Consider the following 21,770-nt stretch of genomic DNA (forward strand, 5'->3'; position numbering starts at 1 on the left):
GGAGTTCAATTCGTTATGGATTCGAAGAGGGGATTTGAAATTCGATGAATAGATTCTCTCCCGGCAAGCGAGCGGCGTTTCAGGTTGCAAGCCATCACCTAAAGACCCGCTGCCCGCATTCCTCTTACATCACTGTTAACTCCAGAGAGGAAATCCTGCATGTCTATTGCGCCGATTCAGTTGAAATGAGCTCTTCTAATTGATAGTCACAACCGCTTTGCGTTGCGCGCGGTAAAGCCCATGAAGGTGAAACTGAGCATTGGCATAGCCAGCGTGCTTATTGGCGTGACGCTAGTAATGACCGGTGAGCGGATGTGTCGCACAACTTGCTGGCTCGACAGCTTGTTCAAAATGCTTCTTCCGCCGTCGCTTGAATCGTGGGCAGGTGGAATGCCTGCTATCTTGGTCGGACTGATCGTCGTTTGGCATGCGATCTACCGCCATTATCGAAAATGAATGTGAAGTGCTGCCCGAGATCGCCGGCTCGATGCTCGAGCGCACGATGCGCTCAACGATGCGGTGATGGCTGCGCTGGCCTTCGTCAAGCTGCGCAGCCTCGCCGCATGATCAGTGCGCTGACGCTGCCGCCGCCCCCAGCCCGGTTTCCGACCGCACCTGCTGCGCCGGGAATGCCGCCCTCTCCTTCTGCGCCTGCTTGCTGCGATCCATCAGCGAGAAGATCCAGATGCCGAGGAAGGCGATCACCATCGAGAACAGCGCCGGCGATGCGTAGGGGAAGAGCGCCGAGCCCTTCGGGTTGCCGAGCGTCACTTCCCAGACCGAAGGCGACACGATCGTCAGCGCCACCGACGAGACCAGCCCGAGCGAACCGCCGATGACCGCACCGCGCGTGGTGCAGTCCTTCCACAGCACCGACATGAACAGCACCGGGAAGTTGGCGGACGCCGCGATCGCGAAGGCCAGCGACACCATGAAGGCGATGTTCTGCTTCTCGAATGCGATACCCAGCAGCACCGCGACGACACCGAGTGCGAGCGTGGTGATGCGCGAGACCTTGAGTTCGGCGCGACTGTCTGCCTGGCCCTTCTTGATGAGCGTGGCATAGACGTCGTGCGACACGGCCGAAGCACCGGAGAGCGTAAGGCCCGCCACCACGGCAAGAATCGTCGCGAAGGCCACCGCCGAGATGAACCCGTAGAACACGTTGCCGCCCACCGACTTGGCCACAAGCACCGCCGCCATGTTGGCAGCGCCCGCGCCGCCCTTGATGTTGCCGGTCGCGACATCGGCGAACTCGGGGTTGGTCAGCACCAGCGTGATTGCGCCGAAGCCGATGATGAAGATCAGCAGGTAGAAGTAGCCGATCCAGGTGGTCGCCCAGAACACCGACTTGCGGGCTTCCTTCGCATCGGGCACGGTAAAGAAGCGCATCAGGATGTGCGGCAGGCCGGCGGTGCCGAACATCAGCGCCATGCCGAAGGAGATGGCCGAGATCGGATCCTTCACGAAGCCGCCGGGGCCCATGATCGACAGGCCGATAGCTGAGGCTTCCGCCGGGCTCTTGCCGCCGTTGGCTGCGATCTGCGTGCGCACTTCCACCGATTTGGCGAACAGCGCCTCGGGGCTGAAGCCGAAGGCCGCGAGCACCATGATGGCCATGAAGGTCACGCCCGCGAGCAGCAGCACCGCCTTGATGATCTGCACCCAGGTCGTTGCCGTCATGCCGCCGAAGAGCACGTAGATCATCATCAGTGCGCCGACGATGACCACCGCCACCCAGTAGTCGAGGCCGAAGAGCAGCTTGATGAGCTGCCCCGCGCCGACCATCTGCGCGATCAGGTAGAACGCCACGACCACCAGCGTGCCCGACGCCGCGAAGCCGCGGATCGGTCCCTGCTTGAAGCGATAGCCCGCGACATCGGCAAAGGTGAACTTGCCGAGGTTGCGCAGCCGCTCGGCCATCAGGAACGTGATGATCGGCCAGCCCACCAGGAAGCCGATCGAATAGATCAGGCCGTCGTAGCCGGTTGCCATCACCGCCGCGGAAATGCCGAGGAAAGAGGCCGCCGACATGTAGTCGCCCGCGATCGCGAGGCCGTTCTGGAAGCCGGTGATGCCGCCGCCCGCCGTGTAGAAATCGGCAGCCGACTTGGTGCGCGACGCGGCCCACTTGGTGATCCACAGCGTGAGCAGCACGAAGCCCGAGAACATGCCGATCGCGATCCAGTTGGTCGGCTGCTTTGCGACCTGGCCGACGTCGCCGCCGGCAGCGACAGCAGCGCCTGCCGCGCCGGCCAGCGCGAGTGCAACGACGCCGCGTGAAAGTGCACGGTGGTTCATCGCGTCGCCTCCTGGATGATTTCGCGCGTCAGCCGATCGAACTCGCTGTTGGCGCGGCGGATGTAGTAGGCCGTGATCACGATGGTGAACACGATCACCCCCAGGCCGATCGGAATGCCGATGGTCGTCACGCCGCTGCCGATGGGCTGCGCGAGAAAGGGCTTGTTGAAGGCGATCAACGCGATGTAGCCGTAGTACACGAGCAGCATCAGCACGGTCAACCACACGCCGAAGCGGTTGCGCTTGCTGCGCAACTCGCGGTACTTGGCGCTGGCCTGGATCTTTTCCACCACGGGTTCGCTCATCGTTCGGTCTCCTGATTGGGGTTCGAAACGATTCTGCGAGGCGGTCATCCGCCGAGGTGGGCGGTGCAATCATTCGTCACATTGGGTCGCACCGGTGCAGCATTGCGGTGCACTCGTCAACGGCATGACCCTTGCCTACCATTCGCGCATGGACGAACTGCTGCACTACACCGCGGGCCTGCCCGAGATCGCGCTCGCACCTGGCGACACGGTGGTGCGGGAGGGCGAAGCCGGCGGCGGGCTGTGGGTGCTGGTCTCGGGCGCGCTGCAGGTCAGCAAGGCCGGCACGGTGATCAACTCGATCAGCAAGCCCGGTGCCGCCATCGGCGAGATCTCGCTCCTGCTGGATTCGCCCATCAGCGCCACGGTTGCGGCAAGCACGCCTTGCGTCGTGCGTCATGCGGTCGACGGGCGCGCCTTTCTCATGAGTGATCCGGCAATCATCCGGCTGGTCGCGAAGGGCCTGGCCGAACGGCTGCATTTCGTCACCACCTATCTCGCCGACCTGAAGAATCAGTACGGCGATTCGCCGGGCCTCGCGATGGTTTCGCATGTGCTTGGCCAGCTTGCGCATCGACAGGGGCCGGCGGCGCAGCCCGGCTCGGCGCGCGAGCCACACCCCGACTATTGATCCGCTCGCAAGCCGAAGACCTCAGAAGACCGACCGCGCCGGTGCGTGTTCCGCACCAAGCTGGAGCGCTTCCTCGCCCATCAGGGAGTTCCATGACGCGGTGCCGGCGTCGAGGTCGATCACGATGTGGGCGGGAACCGGCCCGATCTGCCGACCGGGATTGAAGACCCAACTGGCACCGACACGGTCCGCCCAAGCGCCCTCGGGCTTGAACGGCGGCTCATGCACATGGCCGGTCAGCACGAATTCCGGCTGGTATTGCGCGATCCAGCCAGCCACGTCCGCATCCCCATAGTGGCGCTTGCCGGTCCAGCAAGTGGGCGAGTCCGACGGTGGCCAGTGATAGATCCACACCCAGCGCGCGGGGCGGCGCTGTGCATCTGCCGCCAGGTGCGCTTCGAGCGCGGCGCGGCCGATCGGTCCATCCCACCACGGGCAGACGGTGACGAGGGTGTCGCCGAGCACGAGCGAATCGCCATCGATGGCGATGCCTGCCCGGCGGCTTTCCGGCAGCCAGAGCGCAGCGCGTTCGCCATGCCTGTCTGCGCCCGTGAGGTCGTGATTGCCGGATGCGACCACCAGCGATTTACCCGGCCGGGCCAGCGTGAAGTAGCGAAGCAGCACCACCGATTGGGTGTCGAGAGAGACCGGCGAGCTGACATCCATGTGATCGCCCGCAAGCACGACCAGATCGAACTGCGGCGCCGCGCGGACCACCCAGTCGAATTGGGGAAGCGCGTAGTGAAGGTCGGAGACGAGCAGGATGCGCACGGCGCTTCAGCGCGCAAGTCGCGTGCCCGAAGATCTCTGCGCGCCGAGCCGGTCGTTGTCGAGGTACTGCGCGAGCACTTCCATGTCAGTGGCGGTCACCTGGCAGGCCCTGAACGCCCCTTGCCAGTCGCTGACCACCTCTACGACTTCATGCACGATGGCCTTGGCTTCCCTGAGCTTCAGGCCGAAGGCGCCGATGCTGGACAGCGCGTTGTCGAGCGTCGAGGCAGTCCCCTCTTTGCCGACCATCATCGCCTGGTATCCGAGCCCGCTCATGCTAGGCACGATGTCGAACGCAGGAGACAGCGACCAGCTTCCGTCGGCTTCGCGCAGCAGTGCATGGTTCTTCTCATGGTCGTCCGTGTTGTCCATGAGGATGTTGAAGATCATGCGTCGGAAGAGCTGCGACTGTTGACGCGCGATGTCGTCCGGCCGCGCAAGCCTGCGCAGCTGCTGGGCGAGTTGCGGGTAGCCGTATTCCTCGCCGACGGCGCGCAGCGCGACGTGCGCAGAGATCGCGTGCAGACGGACGCCGGGCAAGCGGTCGAAGCGGCGCACCGCGACCGCATGCCCGCCACCGACAGGAAGCGCCCGCGTGGAAGCGACATCGATGCCGCATCGCGCCGCCAGCAGCATCGTCGCGTGTTCGATCAGCGGAGTGTCTTCAGCCTCGCCCTCGCCGAACTTGACCAGCCATGGATGGCCGTCAATATCGACGACCGACTTTGGGCGCGCACCGCCGAGCGAAACGCCTGGGCGCAAGAGTCGCTCCTCGATCTTTCCCACGGGCTCGTTGGCGATGATCTTGCGCACCACGTCTTGCATGGCCGGCAGATCGCCAAGCGTAGGCATGGGGGATGCGGGCCACGGCTTGTAGACGTCGGGCAGCTGGCTCACGCCAAGCGCCCCGTAGCGATCGTCGCCGGCGAACAGCAGGTATTCGAGCAGCGACATTCTCTTGGAGCGCTCGAACTTGCGGATGACGCGCTCGCCCCAACGGTCTGGCCGGGCGTCATCGACGGCACCGACAGCTTCCTGCTTCTGAGACGGAACGAAGAGTTCGTCGACCAGTGGCAGGTCCTCGCTCAATGAAAAACCTCCCGCACGCCACTCATCCCCGTATCGGAGCGCTACGCCCTGCCCGCCCAGCACCAGCGAAATCTCGCCAACCAGCACAGGATGGCGCGGGTCCGCGAGCATCCAGAGCGTCAATGCGTCCTTCGGTTCATACGAACGCTTGTCAGACATTTACTGCCCTCGCTCCGCGACGCGATGCCGCCTGAACCTCGCTCTCCAAAGCCGCCAAGTCCTTTCGCGGGTCCGCCAGCGCGGCGAGCGCTTCGTGCCGCTGGATCATCCAGAGCGCTGTCGCATAGACGCCTGCGGACACAGTCGGGTCGCCCTTCTCCAGCTTGACCAATGTGGGCACCGAGACATTCAGGCGCAGCGCCCAGTTCCTGAGCGACTGCTTGCGCCGCTTGCGTGCCAGCGCGAGGTCCGCGCCCAAGCGGCTCAACGCGCCCGTCACGGCGGAAGGGAGGCTGTCGAGTGCTTCTGAGCGCCTTGGCATGAAACTATTATTTCACAAATTTCTTTTTTCATTAAACAATAATTGCATTCCAGTCGCACGCGATGAGATGTACAGCCACCTGGGACATCAGCGAGCCATTCCCGGCTGCTGCACCGGGTTGCTCTGAGCTGGCTGGACTTCCGGCGGAGCGATCCTCTGTGTTGCCTGCTGCGCCCGGTGTGCCTGATCAAAGGCCTTGGAGCTTTCCGCAATGGACATGGCCATTGCAGGCACAGTTTCCACACCAATCACTTTGGAGCGTGCCGTGCCCGGGGTTCCGTGCACGGCAAAGATATTCCGCCCGTCGGTGCCCGCCGCCACGTGGTCGATCTGCTTGAAGCCAGATTTTTGAGCCTCGACAGCCAATGCGGCCGCGACATTCCGGGCCTGTTCCGGCGGCAGCTTGATGCTGTGCTCGATGTCGTACTTCTCTAGGCCGATCAAAGCTTGCCGATACAGCGCATTGCCGGAATGACCGGCTTCGGCGATCGATGATGCCGCTGGGGTGTGAGGACCCAATCCCTGCGCATGCATCCTTTGCAATGATTTTTCTTCATGCCAGCGAAAAGATGGGGGTGATATCGCGACCTCACCTACCTTGAAACCTTCGACTTTGCGCATGCCGTCTTGCAAGGCCGAAATTTCAGTTGCGCTCATTTCGCCAATCTTCTTCTTGCGCAAGTCAACGCCTTGCGCGTCACCCACCGTATAAATCGACTTGACATAAGCCTGAACGTTGGATTTTCCCGAATAATCGCTAACCGCATAAAGCGGCGGCGTTTGCTCGATTGTGCGGCTGCCATGTATGCGGGTCAGCAAGGCCGCCTGCGCGGCGCGACCGGCTTCTTCGGTCGCAAACACGGCATTGCCCCATTGGTCGAGCGCGACGACTCCGTCGTAATTGGATTGAGCCGCCTTCAAGGCTTCATCTTTGGTTCGCTTTGATTGAACAGTCGCGTCGGCGCTTGTGGCGTACTCGAACTTCAAATTGCCCGGATTGTTGTTGCGCCACGCCACCGTCCCGCCGTCACGGGTTTCGGTGGAGTCATCCGCCATTCGGTAGATGCGCCTGGTTTCCTCGGCCACGATCAGATGATCAATGGTCTCGCTTTCTTTCGACATGAGGAGTTTGTTCGAGAAGGAGAGCTACCGGACTGTCCTGATGGCATGAACGCGCTCGATCGCGTAGCCGCCAAGCTTTGATTCGATGCAGCGAATCGATACGGTCATTCTGACTTTTTGGCCTTTGTACTGGCCCACTCCTTCCGCCAGGATGGGCAAACTATCGACTTCTTGAGGGCCACAAGAGCTATTCGGATCGTTCAGCGAGAGCGTGCGTTCGACTTGAAGGCAATAGGCCGTTATTTGATTTCCGTCTTCGACCTGCCCCGAGGAAATCGGCCCGACAATCTTGCCTTTTATTTGGCTGGCAGAGTTAAATGAAATAGGTTTCGCGAGCGCCGCAATTTGGAAAAAAAGGAGCATCAAAGAGATCGCGAGAACGCGAAAAAGGTTTTGCATCGTGGCGTATTTATTGTGCGAACCGCGGGATGCTAGCAATGGCCTTTGAATTCGAAAAGGCCGATTCACCGATGCCGTTCTCAATAAGCGCCCGAAAATTCGCGCCGCACTCACTCCCAACTCACATCCGCCGCAAACAAATACCCCGCCCCATACACCGTCTTGATCACCGCCGGATCATGCGGATCGGGCTCCAGCTTCCGCCGCAGCCGCGAGATGCGCACATCGATGCTCCGGTCCGTCGGCGCAAGGTCACGCGAGCCGGTGAGTTGCTCGCGGGTGAGGATCTGGTGAGGGCGTTCGATGAAGGCGCGTAGCACCTGCATCTCGGCGGTGCCCACCTGATGTTCGGCACCATCGGGTGCGCGCAGCAAGTTGGCCGCGCAATCGACACGCCAGCCAAGAAAGCTCGCGTAGCGTCGCTTGCCCGGCGATTGCCCTGGTGAAAGGCCGCGCCGCCGCAGGATGCTGCGCACGCGCGCGACGAGTTCGCGCGCCTCGAAGGGCTTCACCACGTAGTCGTCGCCACCCATCTCCAATCCCATCACACGGTCCGCGGGGTGCCCGCGTCCGGTCAGGATCAGCACGCCCGCGTTCGAGGTCGCGGTGATGCGGCGCATGAGGTCGAAGCCGTCCATGTCCGGCAGGCCGAGATCGATGATGCAGAGGTCGGGCTTCTCGACCTGCAGCCGCCGGAGTGCCGCCGCGCCGCTGCCGAAGGTCTCGCAGTTGAAGCCGAATTCCCGCAGGGCCGAGATGACGAGTCGCGCGACGCCGGGATCGTCCTCGATGACATAGACCAGTGCAGGCGTGCCCGCGTCCTCTCCTCCGGCGCGATGCACCGTGCCGGTGCCGGCTTGCTGCTCTCTTTCACTCATGGCGACGATCCCTCCTCGATGGCCCGGGCAAGTTGTTCCGAAGTGAAGGGTTTGGTCAGCAGTGGAATGCCCGGCAGCCTCGGCAGGTCGCCGGGCGCATTGCCGCTCATGAGGACCACAGCGCCGGCCTGCCCCTGCATGCGCGCCGCCTGCGCGACAGCGCTTCCGTCGATCTCGCCACCCAGCACCACATCCGACAGCAGGAGCGTGATGCCCGGCGTGTTGGCGAGCAGCTTCAGGGCTTCGGGGCCACTGTCGGCTTCGAGCACCACATAGCCGAGTTCTAGCAGGCTGCGCCGGATGGCGCGCCGCACCTGCGCGTCGTCGTCCACCAGCAGCGCAAGGCCACGGTCGGCGGCGCGATGAAGGGCCCCGCCGGCCTCATCGGTGCCCGCTTCGGGCGCAGGCGGCTCCGCAGCGGGCAACCAGACGGTCACCGTGGTGCCGCGCCCCGGCGCGCTGCGCACATCGATCGCACCGCCGGACTGCTTGATGAAGCCATAGACCACCGCCATGCCGAGCCCGGTCCCGCGGCCGGGTGCCTTGGTGGTGAAGAAGGGCTCGAACAGATGCGCCAGCGTGTATTCGTCCATGCCGCTGCCGTGGTCCTCCACCTCGATGCGCACGCAGTCGCCTTCCGACAATTGCAGCGGTGCGGCGACTGTCGCGTCGATATGCGCCGCCCGTGCGCGCAGCGAGATGCATCCGTCAGCGCCGCTCGCATCGCGCGCATTCAGCACGAGGTTGAGCAGCGCCTGTTCCAGCAGCGTGGCGTCGATCCACGTCCACAACGGCGCGTCGCCCACGTCCACTTCGAGGCGCAAGGTCTCGGGCAGTGACCGGCGCACGAGACGCGCCACCGTCTCGACCAGCGCGCCCACATGCACCGCCGCCGCCTGCAGCGGCTGCCTGCGCGCAAAGCTCAGGAGCCCGCGCACGAGATCCGCGCCGCGCCGAGCGGCTTCGAGCGCAGGCTCCACGTACTCGGGCAACGCGGGGTCGCCCGGCCGTTCGTCGGCCAGGGCGGCAAGGTTGCCGATCACCACGGTCAGGATGTTGTTGAAGTCGTGCGCGAGGCCGCCCGTCAGATGCCCCAGCGATTCGAGCTTGTGCGCACGTGCGAGCAGGGCCTGCGAGCGTTTCTCCTCCGTGATGTCGAAGGTGAGTTCGAAGCAGCCGGCCACGCTGCCATCAGGCCCATGGTCGGGAACCAGCGATGTCCGCACCGCGCGCCGCTGGCCTTCGTGCGTGAAAAGCTCGTACTCGAAGCTGCGCGTCTCGCCCGCCAGCGCCCGCAGCACGTGCGGCTTGACCACCGCATACACCGACTCGCCCAGGAACTGCTTGGCACTGGCGCATTCGGGCCGCGCGGTGTCGACCAGGAACCAGTCGCGGTACCCCCGGTTGAGGTAGGCATAGACGCGGCGGCGGTCGAAGTACGCCACCAGCGCGGGGATCGAATCCATGATGAGCCGCACTCGCTCTTCACTGCGCTGGAGCTCGCCGGTGCGCGCCGCGACCCGCGCTTCGAGTTCGGCGTTGTGCTCGCGAATGATGTGTTCCGCGCGGCGCTGCTCGGTCACGTCCAGATACAGGGTGACGAAGCCATGCCCCGGCACCGGCTCGCCACGGATGCGCAGCACGCGGCCATCGGGCCGCACGCGCTCGATCTCGTGCGGCTTGAAGGTGCGCGCGGCAGCGACGCGCTCGGCCACCAGCGCATCGGGGTCGCCGGGGCCGTATTCGCCGCGGCGGGCGTTGTAGCCGATGAAGCTCTCGAACGGCGCGCCCAGGTAGGCCATCTCTTCCGGGAAGTCGAGCAGGCGGACGTAGGCCTTGTTCCAGGCCACCAGCCGCAGGTCGCGGTCGAAGATCGACAGGCCCTGGTCGAGCAGGTCGAGACCGGTCTGCAGGGTGAGATAGCGCTCCAGCGGCGCCGGAGCCGCTGCCACCACCTCTTCAGGGCTGCAAACATTCGTCATGTTCTTGTGTGTCTCCTGAAAAGTTCATGGGCGATCCTTCGGCCACCCTTTCTCGAATTCTTGAGCACAAGACCGACGGCAAGCATGACACGCGTCAAACCCCGCGCAAAGAGGCCTGCCCGAAGTCGAACGAACCTTCAGGAGCCGACATGACCCTCGCGACGACAACGCCCTCTTCCGCTGCCCCCGCTCTGTACGCGCCCGACGAAGCCCTCGTCCGGAGCGCCCATGTGTCCGGCCGGGAAGCCTACGACCGGCTGGTGGCCGAGGCCGATGCGGACCACGAGGCCTACTGGGCCCGTCTCGCACGTGAGTACCTGGATTGGAAGCAGCCCTTCACGCAGGTGCTGGACAGCAGCCAGGCGCCTTTCTTCCGCTGGTTCGGCGACGGCACGCTCAACGCTTCTTACAACTGCCTGGACCGCAATGTCGAGCGCGGCCTGGGCAGCAAGACCGCGCTCATCTTCGAGGCGGACGACGGCCAGGTCACGCACGTGAGCTACAGCGACCTGCTGGAGCGCGTCTGCCGCACTGCCAACGCGCTGAAGTCACTCGGCGTGAAGAAGGGCGACCGTGTCGTCATCTACATCGCGATGTCGATCGACGGCGTGGTGGCGATGCAGGCCTGCGCACGCATCGGCGCGATTCACTCGGTGGTGTTCGGCGGCTTCTCGGCGCAGGCGCTGCGCGACCGCATCGCCGACACCGGCGCGGTGCTGGTCATCACGGCCGACCAGCAGGCGCGCGGCGGCAAGCACCTGCCGCTGAAGGCGATCGTCGACGAAGCGCTGATGCTCGGCGGCTGCGACAGCGTGCGCAACGTGCTGGTGGCGCGCCGTACCGGCGGGGCGGTGCCCTTCCAGGCGCCGCGCGACCTGTGGCTGGCCGACCTGGTTGCCGCGCAAAGCCCGAGCTGCGAGCCTGAGTGGGTCGATGCCGAGCACCCGCTCTTCCTGCTCTACACCTCCGGATCGACCGGCAAGCCCAAGGGCGTGCAGCACTCGACGGGCGGCTACCTGCTGCATGCGGCGCTGACCTGCCACTGGACCTTCGACCTTCGGCCCGAAGACGTCTTCTGGTGCACCGCCGACATCGGCTGGGTCACCGGCCACACCTACATCACCTACGGGCCGCTGGCGCTCGGCGCGACGCAAGTGGTGTTCGAAGGCGTGCCGACCTACCCCGACGCCGGCCGCTTCTGGAAGATGATCCAGGATCACCATGTGACGGTGTTCTATACCGCGCCGACCGCGATCCGATCGCTCATCAAGGCTGCGGATGGCAACCCGGCAGTGCATCCGTCGCGTTACGACCTGTCGAGCCTGCGCATCCTCGGGTCGGTGGGCGAGCCGATCAATCCTGCCGCCTGGGAGTGGTATCACGAGCACGTTGGCGGCCGTCGGTGTCCGATTGTCGACACCTTTTGGCAGACTGAGACGGGTGGCCACATGATCACGCCGCTGCCGGGCGTCACGCCGCTGGTGCCGGGTTCCTGCACGCTGCCCTTCCCGGGCATCGCCGCCGCGGTGGTCGACGAGACCGGCCAGGAAATGCCATGGGGCGAAGGCGGCATGCTGGTCGTCAAGCGGCCGTGGCCGTCGATGATCCGCACCATCTGGAACGACCCGGACCGGTTCAGGAAAAGTTACTTCCCCGACGAATTCCAGGGCCGCTACTACCTTGCGGGCGACGGCGCGATACGCGACGCGAAGACGGGCTACTTCACGATCACCGGCCGCATCGACGATGTGCTGAACGTCAGCGGCCACCGCATGGGCACGATGGAGATCGAGTCCGCGCTGGTCGCCAAGACCGACCTCGTGGCCGAGGCCGCCGTGGTGGGCCGGCCCGACGACACCACCGGCGAGGCGATCTGCGCCTTCGTGGTGCTCAAGCGCAACCGGCCGCAAGGCGATGAAGCGAAGAAGATCGCCGCCGAACTGCGCGAGTGGGTCGCCAAGGAGATCGGCCCGATCGCCAAGCCCAAGGACATCCGCTTCGGCGACAACCTGCCCAAGACGCGCAGCGGGAAGATCATGCGGCGCCTGCTGCGCAGCGTGGCGGCGGGCCAGTCGATCACGCAGGACATCTCGACGTTGGAGAACCCCGCGATCCTGGAACAGCTCGACAAAACATACTGAGTGCGGGATTGGCCCTGATGGGCATCGACTGCTACGCTTGCGCCCGACGCTTCTGCCGAAGCACCCAGCGAAGGGAGCATCCGTGAGCATCAGCACGAACGAGCCGGTCCGCGCAGCCGGCTCTGGGGCCGAACCAGCCGCCAAGCCCGCCGCGCGCAAACCGATCCCGTGGGGCCTCTACATCGCGGCGATCGCCATGATCGCGGTGCTGGCTCTGCCGCAGCCAGAGGGCCTGCCCGTCGCAGGCCATCGCATGCTGGCGATCCTCGTCTTCGCAGTGATCGTCTGGATCAGCGAGGCGGTGAGCTACGAAGCCAGCGCGATCATGATCACCTCGCTGATGGCCGCCCTGATCGGCCTCGCGCCGAAGGTGGACGCGCCATCGACAACCTACGGCACCGGTGCGGCGCTGGGCATGGCGCTCGCGGGCTTTTCTAGCACCGCATTGGCGCTGGTCGGTGCGGCGCTGTGCATCGCGGCCGCAATGACCATCACGGGGCTGGACCGGCGTATCGCGCTGGTCACGCTGTCCACCATCGGCACGACCACCCGACGCATCCTGATCGGCAGCATCGTCGTGACCATCGTGCTGTCGCTCGTGGTGCCGAGCGCCACCGCGCGCAGCGCCTGCGTGGTGCCGATCATGATGGGCGTGATCACGGCCTTCGGCGTCGACAAGCGCTCCAACATCGCGGCCGGCATCATGATCATGGTTGCGCAGGCCACCAGCGTGTGGAACGTCGGCATCCAGACCGCCGCAGCGCAGAACCTGCTGACCGTCGGTTTCATGGACAAGCTGCTCGGCGAGCGTGTGAGCTGGATCCAGTGGCTGGTCGCCGGCGCGCCTTGGGCAGTGGTGATGTCGATCGTCCTGTACTTCGTCGTGCGCTGGCTGCTGCCGCCCGAATCGGAATCGATTGCCGGCGGAAAGGAAGCGGTGCAGCGCGAACTGGCCTCGCTCGGCCCGATGACCGGGCCGCAGAAGCGGCTCGCGGCAGTGTCGATCGGCCTGCTGCTCTTCTGGGCCACGGAAGGCAAGCTGCATGACATCGATACGGCGTCGATCACCTACGTCGGGCTCGTGATCCTGATGCTGCCGCGTGTCGGCGTGATGGACTGGAAGACGCTGCAGGGCCGCATCCCGTGGGGCACGCTGATCGTCTTCGGCGTCGGCATCAGCCTGGGCACGGCGCTGTTGTCCACGCAGGCTGGCCAGTGGCTGGGCCGCTTCGTGGTCGCGCATTCGGGGCTTGCGACACAGGGGTCGGTGATGGTGTTCGCGATCCTCGCGGCTTTCCTGATCCTGATCCACCTCGGCTTCGCGAGCGCGACCGCGCTCACTGCGGCGCTGCTGCCGATCCTGATCTCGGTGCTGCAGACGCTGCCTGGCGACATCCACAAGGTCGGCATGACGATGCTGCTCGGCTTCACGGTGAGCTTTGGCTTCATCCTGCCGATCAACGCGCCACAGAACATGGTGTGCCTCGGCACCGAGACCTTCAACGGCAAGCAGTTCGCGAAGGTGGGCGTCCCGGTCACCGTGATCGGATACCTGCTGATGCTGCTGTTCGCGGTCACGTATTGGCGTTGGCTGGGTTGGACCTGACGGAGTGAACGAAATGAAGATCACCCTCGACGACGCGCGCGCACTGGGCACGCAGATCCTCGTGGCGCAGGGCGTGCCGGACGACATCGCGGCGGATGTGGCGGAGCACCTCGTCGAATCCGACCGCTGCGGCTACACCAGCCACGGGCTCTCCATCCTTCCCAGCTACCGCAAGTCGATGCAGGGCGGCCACTTGCATGGCGATGCGCGCGCGGAATGCATCGCGGACCGTGGCGGCCTGCTGATGTACGACGGTCACGGCGGCTTCGGCCAGCATGTCGGCAAGGTCGTGATGCAGGCCGGCATCGAGCGCGTGAAGCAGACCGGCCACTGCATCCTGACCATCCGGAAGTCTCACCATCTCGGGCGCATGGGGCACTACGGCGAGATGGCGGCGGCGGCCGGCTATGTGCTCCTGAGCTTCACCAACGTGATCAACCGCCCGCCGATGGTCGCACCCTACGGTGGCAAGGTCGCGCGCCTGACGACCAACCCGGTGTGCTTCGCCGGACCGATGCCGAACGGCCGCCCGCCGCTGGTGGTCGACATGGCGACCAGCGCAGTCGCCTTCAACAAGACGCGTGTCGCGGCCGAGAAAGGCGAGCCGCTGCCCGAGGGCAGCATCATCGATGCGGACGGCCTCCCAACCACCGATGCCTCGGTCATGTTCGCCGACCCGCCCGGCGCGATCCTGCCTTTCGGCGCGCACAAGGGCTATGCGCTGGGCGTGGTGGCGGAGTTGCTTGCGGGGGTGCTCTCCGGCGGCGGCACCATCCAGCCGGAGAACCCGCGCGACGGCATGGCGGTCAACAACATGTTCGCGGTGTTGATCGATCCCGCGATGGAGTTCGGGCTCGAATGGAAGAGTGCCGAGGTTGAAGGCTTTCTCAACTACCTGCACGACACGCCGCCCGCGCCCGGCTTTGACCGCGTGCAGTACCCGGGAGAGTACGAAGCACAGAACCGCGAGCGCAACGCGAGGCACCTGGAGATGGCCCCGGCGATCTGGCGCTCGCTTTCAGGGCTTGCCGAATCGCTCGGGGTGGCGGTGCCGGCGCAGGGCTAGCGGGGAGCCTCGTGAATCAGTTCGTCATAGCCGGCCCAGGCCATACTCGCGGCCGTATTTCTGAACATCGACTTGCCCGCTGGAGCAAGGTCGCTGGGCCGCTGGATCGTTCAAGACGTAGAGCGCCGTCTGCGCGAACCGGTCCTCGCCGAAGAAGTCAACCAACCGCCCATTCATTTCATTGCGAATCACCTTGGGCACCGCGTCACGCAGGCTATGCCTTAGTCGCACGCGGCAATACGCCATCGGCGCAAGTCCCGGATCCCAGATCGGCCACACCTGCCGGCAACTCAGGAGGGGGTGCGTGCGTCGGCCTTGCCGACGCACCGATCCACCAGAGGTCTAGTGCCAGTTCGCGGCGATCACTGGGTTCAGACCAGCTTGATAGTTCGCCGGCAACGTCGTCTGTCCGGCCGCTGGCGGTGCAAAGCTTGCCATTGCGTTCACCAGATTCTGTACCTGACTATCAAGCAAAGTCCTGCCGTCGCTCGTCTTGAACTGTTCGATGTGGTAGGGGAACGGAGTGGCGCCCGTGTATTCCAAATCAAAGAATCGAACAGACACTTTGTCATTCGTCCCGATGATGCTCACTTCCAGGGCACTGCCGACCTGGCGAAACCACAGCTGATCCGCCGAGATGCCAGCCCCGAAGCTCAGCACGTCAGTATTCCCCACTGTCCAGTCTTCATCGCGGACCTCGTCATGGCCGTCGCCCCGACCGAACAGGTACGTGTCGTTGCCAACACCGCCGTATAGAGTGTCGTTGCCGGCTCCGCCAATAAGCGTGTCCTCCCCATCGTCCCCACTCAGGAAGTCATCGCCACCGTCCCCTCTGAGCACGTCGTCGCCCGCGCGCCCATAGATGGTATCGACCTCTCCCCAGCCGTTGATGGTGTCCGCCGCAGCTGTGCCCGGGATTCGATCCGCACCATCGGTGCCCCCGAGAACGACGGCGGTGATCGCAGCAACGTCGAACTCCGATCCATCGGAGAACCTGAGCAGTTGAAGGGGGTTGTATGAATTTTTCTCGTCGAAAAAACCGCGAACAGTGATCTTGTCGTTCGTCCCCACAATGCTCAATTCGAGGTTTTCGTAGCCACCTTCGTAGACACATCGTGCAGACACCTCAGAGGGCGATACGCCTTCCTTGAACTGCAGCACATTGAGCCTTCCAGACGTTGAGTCATAACTCGTCATGATGGCGTCTTGCCCATCGCCCCTGCCAAACAGGTACACGTTGTTGCCGGTGCCGCCGGTCAATTGATCGTTGCCAGTTCCACCGTCGAGCGTGTCATTGCCGGCGCCTCCGTTCAGCACGTCGGCTCCGTCCTCACCGTAGATCGTGTCATCGCCACCATCTCCATTCAGCACGTCAGCACCGTCCCGGCCAAAGATCGTGTCATTGAGCTTCGTGCCAGTGATCGTATCTACTGCCGCGGTACCAGTGAATGCTGCAGCCAAAAGCTCGGCGGTGTTCCAGACCGTGCCATCCGCAAACTTGACCACTTGGACCGGGTTGTAAGGATTACCAGGGCTGTTCGAGTAGAAAAAGTCCCGCACGATGATCTTGTCGGTCGAACCAACGATGCTCAATTCCAGGCTCTCGCGTCCGGCATCGACTACACGTCTGACAGCCACATCCGACGGCATCACACCCGCCTTGAATTGCAGCACGCTGAGCTTGTTCACTGTCGAGTCGTAGGTCGAGGTGATGATGTCCTGCCCATCGCCCCTGCCAAACAGGTACACGTTGTTGCCTGTGCCGCCGTTCAGCTGATCGTTGCCAGTTCCACCGTCGAGCGTGTCTGCCCCGTCTTCCCCGTTGAGTTGATCGGCACCTTCGCCACCACTCAGGACGTCGTTGCCCTTTCCCGCGAAAACGGTGTCAGTGCCCACGCCTCCATTGACGACGTCATCTCCATCTGCGGAATCGATCAGATCGTCCCCAGCGAGTCCGTTGATCGTGTCGGAGCCGTTGGTCCCAAACAGCGAATCGTTCGCTTCAGTGGGGCTACCGCTGGCCTTCGAACTGATCGTGTCAGCGTCCCAACACGTGCCGTTTGCAAACTCTATTCGCAATGGGAGGGCCGAGGGATCTCCGCCGCCGCCTTGGCAAGCTTGGCATTGATATCGCTCCACTCGGATGCCAGCAGGACGTTGGCGGCGACAGTGTCCGAGTTGCTCCAGCCGCTCGTGAGCCCGGACGACCCATTTAGCGTTGGCCGCACTCCGCTCGACATCGACTGGAGAAGTGCGCGCGTGCGCTGCACCTCTGATTGGGCCGACTTCAACTGCTCATCGATGCTGACTCTGTCCGCGCTTGCCGTGGTCGGGTCAAGCTCTACCAGCGGCTGTCCGGCCTCGACGTGGTCACCGTCGTTCACGAGGATTCGCTGCACCACACTGCGCTCCAGCGGCTGGATGAGCTTCGTGCGCTCGCTCACGATGATCCGGCCCGGCGCCACGGCAACGATGTCGATCCTGCCGACGATGGCCCAGGCCAGCGCGATGAAAAACAGTGCAATCAAGCCGAATGCCAGACGTCTCGGCGCCGGATGCACCGGCGTGTCCTGCAAGCTCAGCGCTGCCGGAAGAAACGCCGCTTCGTCGGACAAGCGCTTCGGCCCGGCAAGTTCATGACGATGCTGCCAAGCTGCGCGAAAGACCGCACGATACCGCGCGAGCAGATCGAAGCCCGGATGCCGGACCTTGGGCGAGTTGGCCGCTTCCTGTTCACTCATTGCGCGCCTTCCTCGCTCGGTCCATTCGGTCGTCCACCGGCCTGCATGGCCCACAGGTGCGCATAGATGCTCTTCGGGGTTTTCAGGAGCGACTCGTGCGTGCCGCCCTCCACGATCCGCCCCTTGTCCATCACGATGATGCGATTGGCATTGCGCACCGCCGAAAGCCGATGGGCAATGATGAACACCGTCCGCCCTTGGCAGATCCGCGCCATGTTCCGCTGCACGATCGCCTCGCTTTCGTAGTCGAGCGCACTCGTGGCCTCGTCGAAGATCAGGATGCGAGGTTGCGTGAACAACGCCCGCGCGATTGCGATGCGCTGCCGTTGGCCGCCGGACAGGCCCGATCCCTGCTCACCCACGACGGTGTCGTATCCCTCCGGCAACTCGCTGATGAAGTCGTGCGCGCCTGCCATCTGGGCGGCCTGAATCACGACTTCGATCGGCGCGGCCGGATCGACGATCGCGATGTTCTCGCGCACGCTGCGGTTGAAGAGCAGGTTCTCCTGCAACACGACACCGACCTGCCGCCGCAACTGGGCCGCGTCGATCAGGCTGATGTCGATGCCATCGACCAGCAATCGTCCCTGCTCAGGCGTGTACAGACGCTGCACGAGCTTGGTCAGCGTGCTCTTGCCCGAACCCGAGCGACCGACGATGCCAATGACTTCGCCGGGCCGCACGTCGAGACTCACATCATTGAGCACCGGCGGCGCCTCGGGCCGGTAGCGGAACGTGATGCCATCGAGCGTCACGCGCCCCTTGAGCGCCGGAAGCTGCGCCGTCGCGCTCGGCGGCACCTCGGTGCGGGTGTTGAGGATGTCGCCGAGCCGCGCCATCGAAATGCCCGTCTGCTGAAAGTCGGTCCACAACTGCGCCATGCGCATGATCGGCTGCGCCACGCGCTGCGCGAACATGTTGAAGGCGACGAACTGGCCGACGGTGAGATCGTTGTTCATTACAAGATGCGCGCCGTACCAGAGGGTTGCGGCGTTGACGAGCTTGCCGATGAGGTTGACGCCCTCGTGCGCCCAGGTCGCGAGGTTCTGCGTCCGGAAACTCGCGGAGACGTAGGCGGCGAGATGGTTGTCCCAGCGGCGTGCGAAGGCCGGCTCCAGCGCAGTGGCTTTGACTGTCTGAATGCCGCTGACGGCTTCGACCAACATCGCCTGGTTCTCCGCGCCGCGCGCGAACTTCTGGTCCAGGCGTCGACGCAGCACGGGCACCACGGCGAGGCTCAACCCGAAATACAGCGGCAAGCTCGCCAGCACGATGAGCGTGAGCGGCACGCTGTAGAACAGCATTACCGCGACGAAGACGACAGAGAACACCACATCGAGCACCACGGTGAGTGCGTTGCCCGTAAGAAAGCTGCGGATGTTTTCCAGCTCGCGCACGCGCGCCACGGAATCGCCGACGCGCCGCGCCTGGAAGTAGGCCAGCGGCAATTGCACGAGGTGCCGGAACAGCCGCGCGCCGAGTTCGACGTCTATGCGGCTGGTGGTGTGGCTGAAAACGTAGGACCGAAGTCCATTCAGCACGCTCTCGAACACCACGACCACCACCAGGCCGATGACCAGCACGTCGAGCGTGGTGAGGCCCCGATGCACCAGCACCTTGTCCATCACCACCTGGAAGAACAACGGACTGATCAGCGCGAAGAGCTGAAGCACGAACGAGATCGCCAACACTTCACCGAGCAGGCGACGGTATTTGACGAGGCTCGGGATGAACCAGGAGAAATCGAACTTGGCCAGTTCGCCCACGAGGCTTGCGCGGCTTGTGACGAGGATCAATTCGCCAGTCCAGTGCACGGCGAACACTTCCATCGGCTCGATCACTGGGCGCGAGGCCTCGGGTGATGCGGTGGACGGGTCCTGCATCAGTACGCGCTGCGCATCGCATTGGGCGAGGATCACCACGCGGTCTTGCCCTTCGGCGTCACGCAGAAGCGCCAACGCGGGCAACGGCGTGAGCGGCAAACGGTCCACAGCCGTGCGGGATCGCTTGGCTTTGAGGCCCAGATGGCGTGCGGCGCGGAGGATCGTCGAGGTGTCGATCGCTTCGCCGGGGCTCAAGCCCAACTGATGGGCAAGCGTTGCCGGGTCTGCCGCGATCTGGTGAATGCGCGCCAGCGTGCAGAGCGCGAGTAAGGCCGGGTTCGCTTTTTGTGCAACCGCCCCGGTCCCCAAAAGCGCATCTGTATTGGCGCGCGATAAACCGACGAGCGCCGGAATCCCCGCATTTACGCCCGCCATGGGCTCCTCCCTGGTTGGTGGCAACCTCTCGCAGAGCGAGAGTTCGGCCAACATTTTTATCAATGTGGTCCGATGTTATTGCGCGCCAACTTCGATATATCTTCCGCCGTGGCGAGAATGGTCTTGATCTTTGTCCGAAAGTGAAACGACAGACGTCTGACAGATCTATTCAGTTGACACGCAACCTGCAGCACACTTGCCGTCGGCGTTGAACTCCATCGTGCGTCCCGACAAGGGAACGAAGGTCGGCACCTTGACCGCCCTCACAAAGGCCTCCGTCTTGCTGCCCGGACGAATCTTGCCGTTGACGGTGCCGACCTCATTGGCATGCGATGCGATCACCGAGACCGGCTTCACCAGTTCATTCATGATGAAGGCCGATTCCGACGGCCCGGTCGTGAAGCCGTCGCCCATGTTCATGACCGCAAGCTTGGCGTGGTAGTAGTCGCGCACCACACGCTCCTGGTCGGCCACGATGCCGGTGTCGCCCGAAAGGTACGCCACCAGCCCGTTGCTGAAGCGCAGCACATAGCCGGTCGCAAGGCCCACGTCGCCGGCGATGCCCGCATCCTTCATTGCCTTGCCGAGCTCGCCGCCGATGTAGTCGGGATCGACGCCATTGCTGTGCAGCGCGGTGACCGTCGCGATGCGCACGCCGCCGAGGGTCACGCTGCCGCCGAAGCGCGCAAGGATCGAATCCGCCGGATTGCCGCCGTTGGCCTTGAGCTTGGCCGCGAAGAACGGCGGCATTTCGCTGCCGGTCACGATCTTCGACTTCTTCGCGAGCGCGATCTCGACCGCGAGCGAGTTGGGCATCGACGACACCGACATGTCCGGCGACTCGCAGGAGCCCGAGTTGGGCGCCTTGTTGTGCGCGTTGCCCAGGTGGTCGCCGTGCATGTGGCTCACGAGGATGATGTCGATCTTGCCCAGGCGCGGGTCCGATGCGCCAGCGACTGTGCGGCCCGGGTCATAGAGGATGCGCGTGCCGTTGGGGTCCTCGAAGACCAGCGCGCGGTCCTGCGGGCAGAACTCGCCATCGATGCCGCCCAGTGGCGTCACCTTCACGTTCTGCGCCACGGCGGGCAGTGCCAGGGCTGCAAGGGCGGCGCCGATGGCGGCCAGTCGGTTCAGTCGCTTCATGGAATCTCCATCAACAGGGTTGCAAGAACGGGTTTGTCTGCGGTCAGCCGGCGCGCGGTGGCGCGACTGCCGCGCCTTCGACGGCGTGCCGCTTGAGCGCGGCAGCCACGAAGTCGGTGCGCTTCATCTGCTCGATGAAGTCGCTGAGCCAGAGCTGCGCCGAGGTACGCCCCTTCGGCACACCCATGGCCTGCTCGATCACCATGAAGCGGCCGGGCAGCAAGCGCACGTTGCCGACCCGCTGCGCGTCGGCTTCGAGCTGCTGCTTCACCCCGGCGGCCACTTCCATGTTCTGGGCGAGGAACATGTCGGTCACCGCGGGCGAGGTCGGCGCGCGCACCAACGTGGCCGACTTGAGTTCGCGCGTGAGAAACAGGTCGTAGGCACTGCCGCGACCGACCACCACGCGCGTGCCGACACGATCGACTTCTTCGTTGCGCTGCAAGGGCGAGTTCTTGCGTACCAGGTAGGCGCCTTCGATGATCACGTAAGGCGCGGTGTAGTCCATGTCGGCGCCCCGTACCGGGTCGATTGCGACGAAGGCGAGATCCACCTTGCCGGCCTTCAGTGCCTCGACCACATTGCCCGCCGAGTTGAACTGCACCAGATCGAGCGGCACATCCAGCCGCTTCGCGACCTCGCGCGCCAGGTCGACCGACACACCGAGCGGCTCGCCGTTCTTGCCGCGCGTCGCGAGGATCGGGTTGCCGAAGTTGATCGCCGCGCGCAGCGTGCCCGTGGGCGCAAGTTCGCTCTGCACCGCGCGCAGATCGGCCGGGGGCTTCGCGCCGCAGCCGGCGAGCATCAATACGCCGGCGCTGCATATGGCGCGCCGGCTTGTCGAGCACATGTTTTT

19 protein-coding genes and 2 pseudogenes are annotated in these 21,770 nt (G+C 64.3%); 6 read left to right on the forward strand and 15 right to left on the reverse strand.

The window, feature by feature from the left end; genetic code table 11:
* The first annotated feature begins 240 nt into the window (after window positions 1-240).
* Together FHW64_RS14190 and FHW64_RS34435 are read left to right on the forward strand one after the other, a co-directional pair.
* Window positions 241-456: a YSIRK-type signal peptide-containing protein gene (locus tag FHW64_RS14190; protein ID WP_184527164.1), complete on the forward strand. Its 216-nt coding sequence runs from the start codon at window positions 241-243 to the stop codon at window positions 454-456.
* A gap of 39 nt (window positions 457-495) precedes the next feature.
* Window positions 496-567 (forward strand): annotated as a pseudogene (locus FHW64_RS34435) (3'-5' exonuclease); the annotation flags it as partial.
* Here the strand turns inward: FHW64_RS34435 and FHW64_RS14195 are convergent.
* Both FHW64_RS14195 and FHW64_RS14200 read right to left on the reverse strand, forming a co-directional pair.
* Window positions 568-2,301 (reverse strand): cation acetate symporter, encoded by a 1,734-nt coding sequence (locus FHW64_RS14195; RefSeq protein ID WP_184527166.1) that lies wholly within the window; start codon window positions 2,299-2,301, stop codon window positions 568-570.
* On the reverse strand, window positions 2,298-2,606 hold the full coding sequence (locus FHW64_RS14200) for a DUF485 domain-containing protein (RefSeq protein WP_184527168.1): 309 nt from the start codon (window positions 2,604-2,606) through the stop codon (window positions 2,298-2,300). The genes FHW64_RS14195 and FHW64_RS14200 overlap by 4 nt, the downstream gene beginning before the upstream one ends.
* Before the next feature lie 124 nt (window positions 2,607-2,730).
* On the opposite strand from FHW64_RS14200, the gene FHW64_RS14205 reads away from it, so the two are divergent.
* Window positions 2,731-3,237 (forward strand): Crp/Fnr family transcriptional regulator, encoded by a 507-nt coding sequence (locus FHW64_RS14205; RefSeq protein ID WP_184527170.1) that lies wholly within the window; start codon window positions 2,731-2,733, stop codon window positions 3,235-3,237.
* Window positions 3,238-3,258: 21 nt separating this feature from the next.
* Here FHW64_RS14205 and FHW64_RS14210 read toward each other — a convergent pair whose 3' ends face one another.
* From FHW64_RS14210 to FHW64_RS14240, 7 genes are all read right to left on the reverse strand, one after another.
* Entirely contained in the window at window positions 3,259-4,008 is a 750-nt protein-coding gene (locus tag FHW64_RS14210) for a metallophosphoesterase (RefSeq protein WP_184527172.1), read from the reverse strand.
* A 6-nt stretch (window positions 4,009-4,014) separates the two neighbouring features.
* Window positions 4,015-5,256, reverse strand: a complete 1,242-nt coding sequence (locus FHW64_RS14215) for a type II toxin-antitoxin system HipA family toxin (protein WP_184527174.1) — start codon at window positions 5,254-5,256, stop codon at window positions 4,015-4,017.
* The gene (locus FHW64_RS14220) at window positions 5,249-5,578 is read right to left on the reverse strand and encodes an XRE family transcriptional regulator (protein WP_184527176.1); all 330 of its coding nucleotides are present in this window, start codon (window positions 5,576-5,578) and stop codon (window positions 5,249-5,251) included. The genes FHW64_RS14215 and FHW64_RS14220 overlap by 8 nt, the downstream gene beginning before the upstream one ends.
* An 87-nt stretch (window positions 5,579-5,665) precedes the next feature.
* Window positions 5,666-6,700: an XVIPCD domain-containing protein gene (locus FHW64_RS14225; protein WP_184527178.1), complete on the reverse strand. Its 1,035-nt coding sequence runs from the start codon at window positions 6,698-6,700 to the stop codon at window positions 5,666-5,668.
* A gap of 24 nt (window positions 6,701-6,724) precedes the next feature.
* Complete coding sequence (locus tag FHW64_RS14230; RefSeq protein ID WP_184527180.1) at window positions 6,725-7,099, reverse strand: hypothetical protein; 375 nt, start codon at window positions 7,097-7,099, stop codon at window positions 6,725-6,727.
* A gap of 110 nt (window positions 7,100-7,209) precedes the next feature.
* Window positions 7,210-7,977 carry a response regulator transcription factor gene (locus tag FHW64_RS14235; RefSeq protein WP_184527182.1) on the reverse strand — a complete coding sequence of 256 codons (768 nt, stop codon included), beginning with the start codon at window positions 7,975-7,977 and terminating at the stop codon, window positions 7,210-7,212.
* Entirely contained in the window at window positions 7,974-9,959 is a 1,986-nt protein-coding gene (locus tag FHW64_RS14240) for a PAS-domain containing protein (RefSeq protein WP_184527184.1), read from the reverse strand. Before FHW64_RS14240 ends, FHW64_RS14235 begins: the two co-directional genes overlap by 4 nt.
* 149 nt (window positions 9,960-10,108) lie before the next feature.
* On the opposite strand from FHW64_RS14240, the gene acs reads away from it, so the two are divergent.
* The 3 genes from acs (at window position 10,109) to FHW64_RS14255 (ending at window position 14,772) form a co-directional block, all read left to right on the forward strand.
* The gene (acs, locus tag FHW64_RS14245; protein ID WP_184527186.1) at window positions 10,109-12,100 is read left to right on the forward strand and encodes an acetate--CoA ligase; all 1,992 of its coding nucleotides are present in this window, start codon (window positions 10,109-10,111) and stop codon (window positions 12,098-12,100) included.
* An 88-nt stretch (window positions 12,101-12,188) separates the two neighbouring features.
* Window positions 12,189-13,706: a DASS family sodium-coupled anion symporter gene (locus FHW64_RS14250; RefSeq protein ID WP_409350623.1), complete on the forward strand. Its 1,518-nt coding sequence runs from the start codon at window positions 12,189-12,191 to the stop codon at window positions 13,704-13,706.
* 13 nt (window positions 13,707-13,719) lie between these two features.
* The gene (locus FHW64_RS14255) at window positions 13,720-14,772 is read left to right on the forward strand and encodes an Ldh family oxidoreductase (protein ID WP_184527188.1); all 1,053 of its coding nucleotides are present in this window, start codon (window positions 13,720-13,722) and stop codon (window positions 14,770-14,772) included.
* A gap of 342 nt (window positions 14,773-15,114) precedes the next feature.
* Here the strand turns inward: FHW64_RS14255 and FHW64_RS14260 are convergent, their stop codons facing one another.
* The 6 genes and pseudogenes from FHW64_RS14260 to FHW64_RS14280 all read right to left on the reverse strand — a co-directional run bounded on the left by FHW64_RS14260 (window position 15,115) and on the right by FHW64_RS14280 (window position 21,719).
* Entirely contained in the window at window positions 15,115-16,668 is a 1,554-nt protein-coding gene (locus tag FHW64_RS14260; protein WP_184527190.1) for a calcium-binding protein, read from the reverse strand.
* Window positions 16,669-16,689: 21 nt separating this feature from the next.
* A pseudogene (locus FHW64_RS34835) lies at window positions 16,690-16,911 on the reverse strand (hypothetical protein); the annotation flags it as partial.
* The gene (locus FHW64_RS14265; protein WP_184527192.1) at window positions 16,842-17,513 is read right to left on the reverse strand and encodes a biotin/lipoyl-binding protein; all 672 of its coding nucleotides are present in this window, start codon (window positions 17,511-17,513) and stop codon (window positions 16,842-16,844) included. The pseudogene FHW64_RS34835 and the gene FHW64_RS14265, both read right to left, overlap by 70 nt.
* Window positions 17,510-19,771, reverse strand: a complete 2,262-nt coding sequence (locus FHW64_RS14270) for a type I secretion system permease/ATPase (RefSeq protein WP_184527194.1) — start codon at window positions 19,769-19,771, stop codon at window positions 17,510-17,512. The genes FHW64_RS14265 and FHW64_RS14270 overlap by 4 nt, the downstream gene beginning before the upstream one ends.
* Before the next feature lie 165 nt (window positions 19,772-19,936).
* Window positions 19,937-20,914, reverse strand: a complete 978-nt coding sequence (locus tag FHW64_RS14275) for an MBL fold metallo-hydrolase (RefSeq protein ID WP_184527196.1) — start codon at window positions 20,912-20,914, stop codon at window positions 19,937-19,939.
* Between the two features lie 43 nt (window positions 20,915-20,957).
* Window positions 20,958-21,719: an ABC transporter substrate-binding protein gene (locus FHW64_RS14280; RefSeq protein ID WP_184527918.1), complete on the reverse strand. Its 762-nt coding sequence runs from the start codon at window positions 21,717-21,719 to the stop codon at window positions 20,958-20,960.
* Between the last annotated feature and the right edge of the window lie 51 nt (window positions 21,720-21,770).

Origin of the sequence: Variovorax sp. Sphag1AA (assembly GCF_014192575.1) — a bacterium.
Taxonomy (GTDB): domain Bacteria; phylum Pseudomonadota; class Gammaproteobacteria; order Burkholderiales; family Burkholderiaceae_C; genus Variovorax.

Excerpts from the sequence above, each read along its gene's own strand:
- FHW64_RS14220 (WP_184527176.1), bottom strand. The coding sequence starts at position 5,578 with ATGCCAAGGCGCTCAGAAGCACTCGACAGCCTCCCTTCCGCCGTGACG.
- FHW64_RS14280 (WP_184527918.1), bottom strand. The coding sequence starts at position 21,719 with ATGCTCGCCGGCTGCGGCGCGAAGCCCCCGGCCGATCTGCGCGCGGTG.
- FHW64_RS14225 (WP_184527178.1), bottom strand. The coding sequence starts at position 6,700 with ATGTCGAAAGAAAGCGAGACCATTGATCATCTGATCGTGGCCGAGGAA.
- FHW64_RS14235 (WP_184527182.1), bottom strand. The coding sequence starts at position 7,977 with ATGAGTGAAAGAGAGCAGCAAGCCGGCACCGGCACGGTGCATCGCGCC.
- FHW64_RS14240 (WP_184527184.1), bottom strand. The coding sequence starts at position 9,959 with ATGACGAATGTTTGCAGCCCTGAAGAGGTGGTGGCAGCGGCTCCGGCG.
- FHW64_RS14205 (WP_184527170.1), top strand. The coding sequence starts at position 2,731 with ATGACCCTTGCCTACCATTCGCGCATGGACGAACTGCTGCACTACACC.
- FHW64_RS14270 (WP_184527194.1), bottom strand. The coding sequence starts at position 19,771 with ATGGCGGGCGTAAATGCGGGGATTCCGGCGCTCGTCGGTTTATCGCGC.
- FHW64_RS14190 (WP_184527164.1), top strand. The coding sequence starts at position 241 with ATGAAGGTGAAACTGAGCATTGGCATAGCCAGCGTGCTTATTGGCGTG.
- FHW64_RS14200 (WP_184527168.1), bottom strand. The coding sequence starts at position 2,606 with ATGAGCGAACCCGTGGTGGAAAAGATCCAGGCCAGCGCCAAGTACCGC.
- FHW64_RS14255 (WP_184527188.1), top strand. The coding sequence starts at position 13,720 with ATGAAGATCACCCTCGACGACGCGCGCGCACTGGGCACGCAGATCCTC.
- FHW64_RS14265 (WP_184527192.1), bottom strand. The coding sequence starts at position 17,513 with ATGAGTGAACAGGAAGCGGCCAACTCGCCCAAGGTCCGGCATCCGGGC.
- FHW64_RS14230 (WP_184527180.1), bottom strand. The coding sequence starts at position 7,099 with ATGCAAAACCTTTTTCGCGTTCTCGCGATCTCTTTGATGCTCCTTTTT.
- FHW64_RS14195 (WP_184527166.1), bottom strand. The coding sequence starts at position 2,301 with ATGAACCACCGTGCACTTTCACGCGGCGTCGTTGCACTCGCGCTGGCC.
- FHW64_RS14215 (WP_184527174.1), bottom strand. The coding sequence starts at position 5,256 with ATGTCTGACAAGCGTTCGTATGAACCGAAGGACGCATTGACGCTCTGG.
- FHW64_RS14275 (WP_184527196.1), bottom strand. The coding sequence starts at position 20,914 with ATGAAGCGACTGAACCGACTGGCCGCCATCGGCGCCGCCCTTGCAGCC.
- acs (WP_184527186.1), top strand. The coding sequence starts at position 10,109 with ATGACCCTCGCGACGACAACGCCCTCTTCCGCTGCCCCCGCTCTGTAC.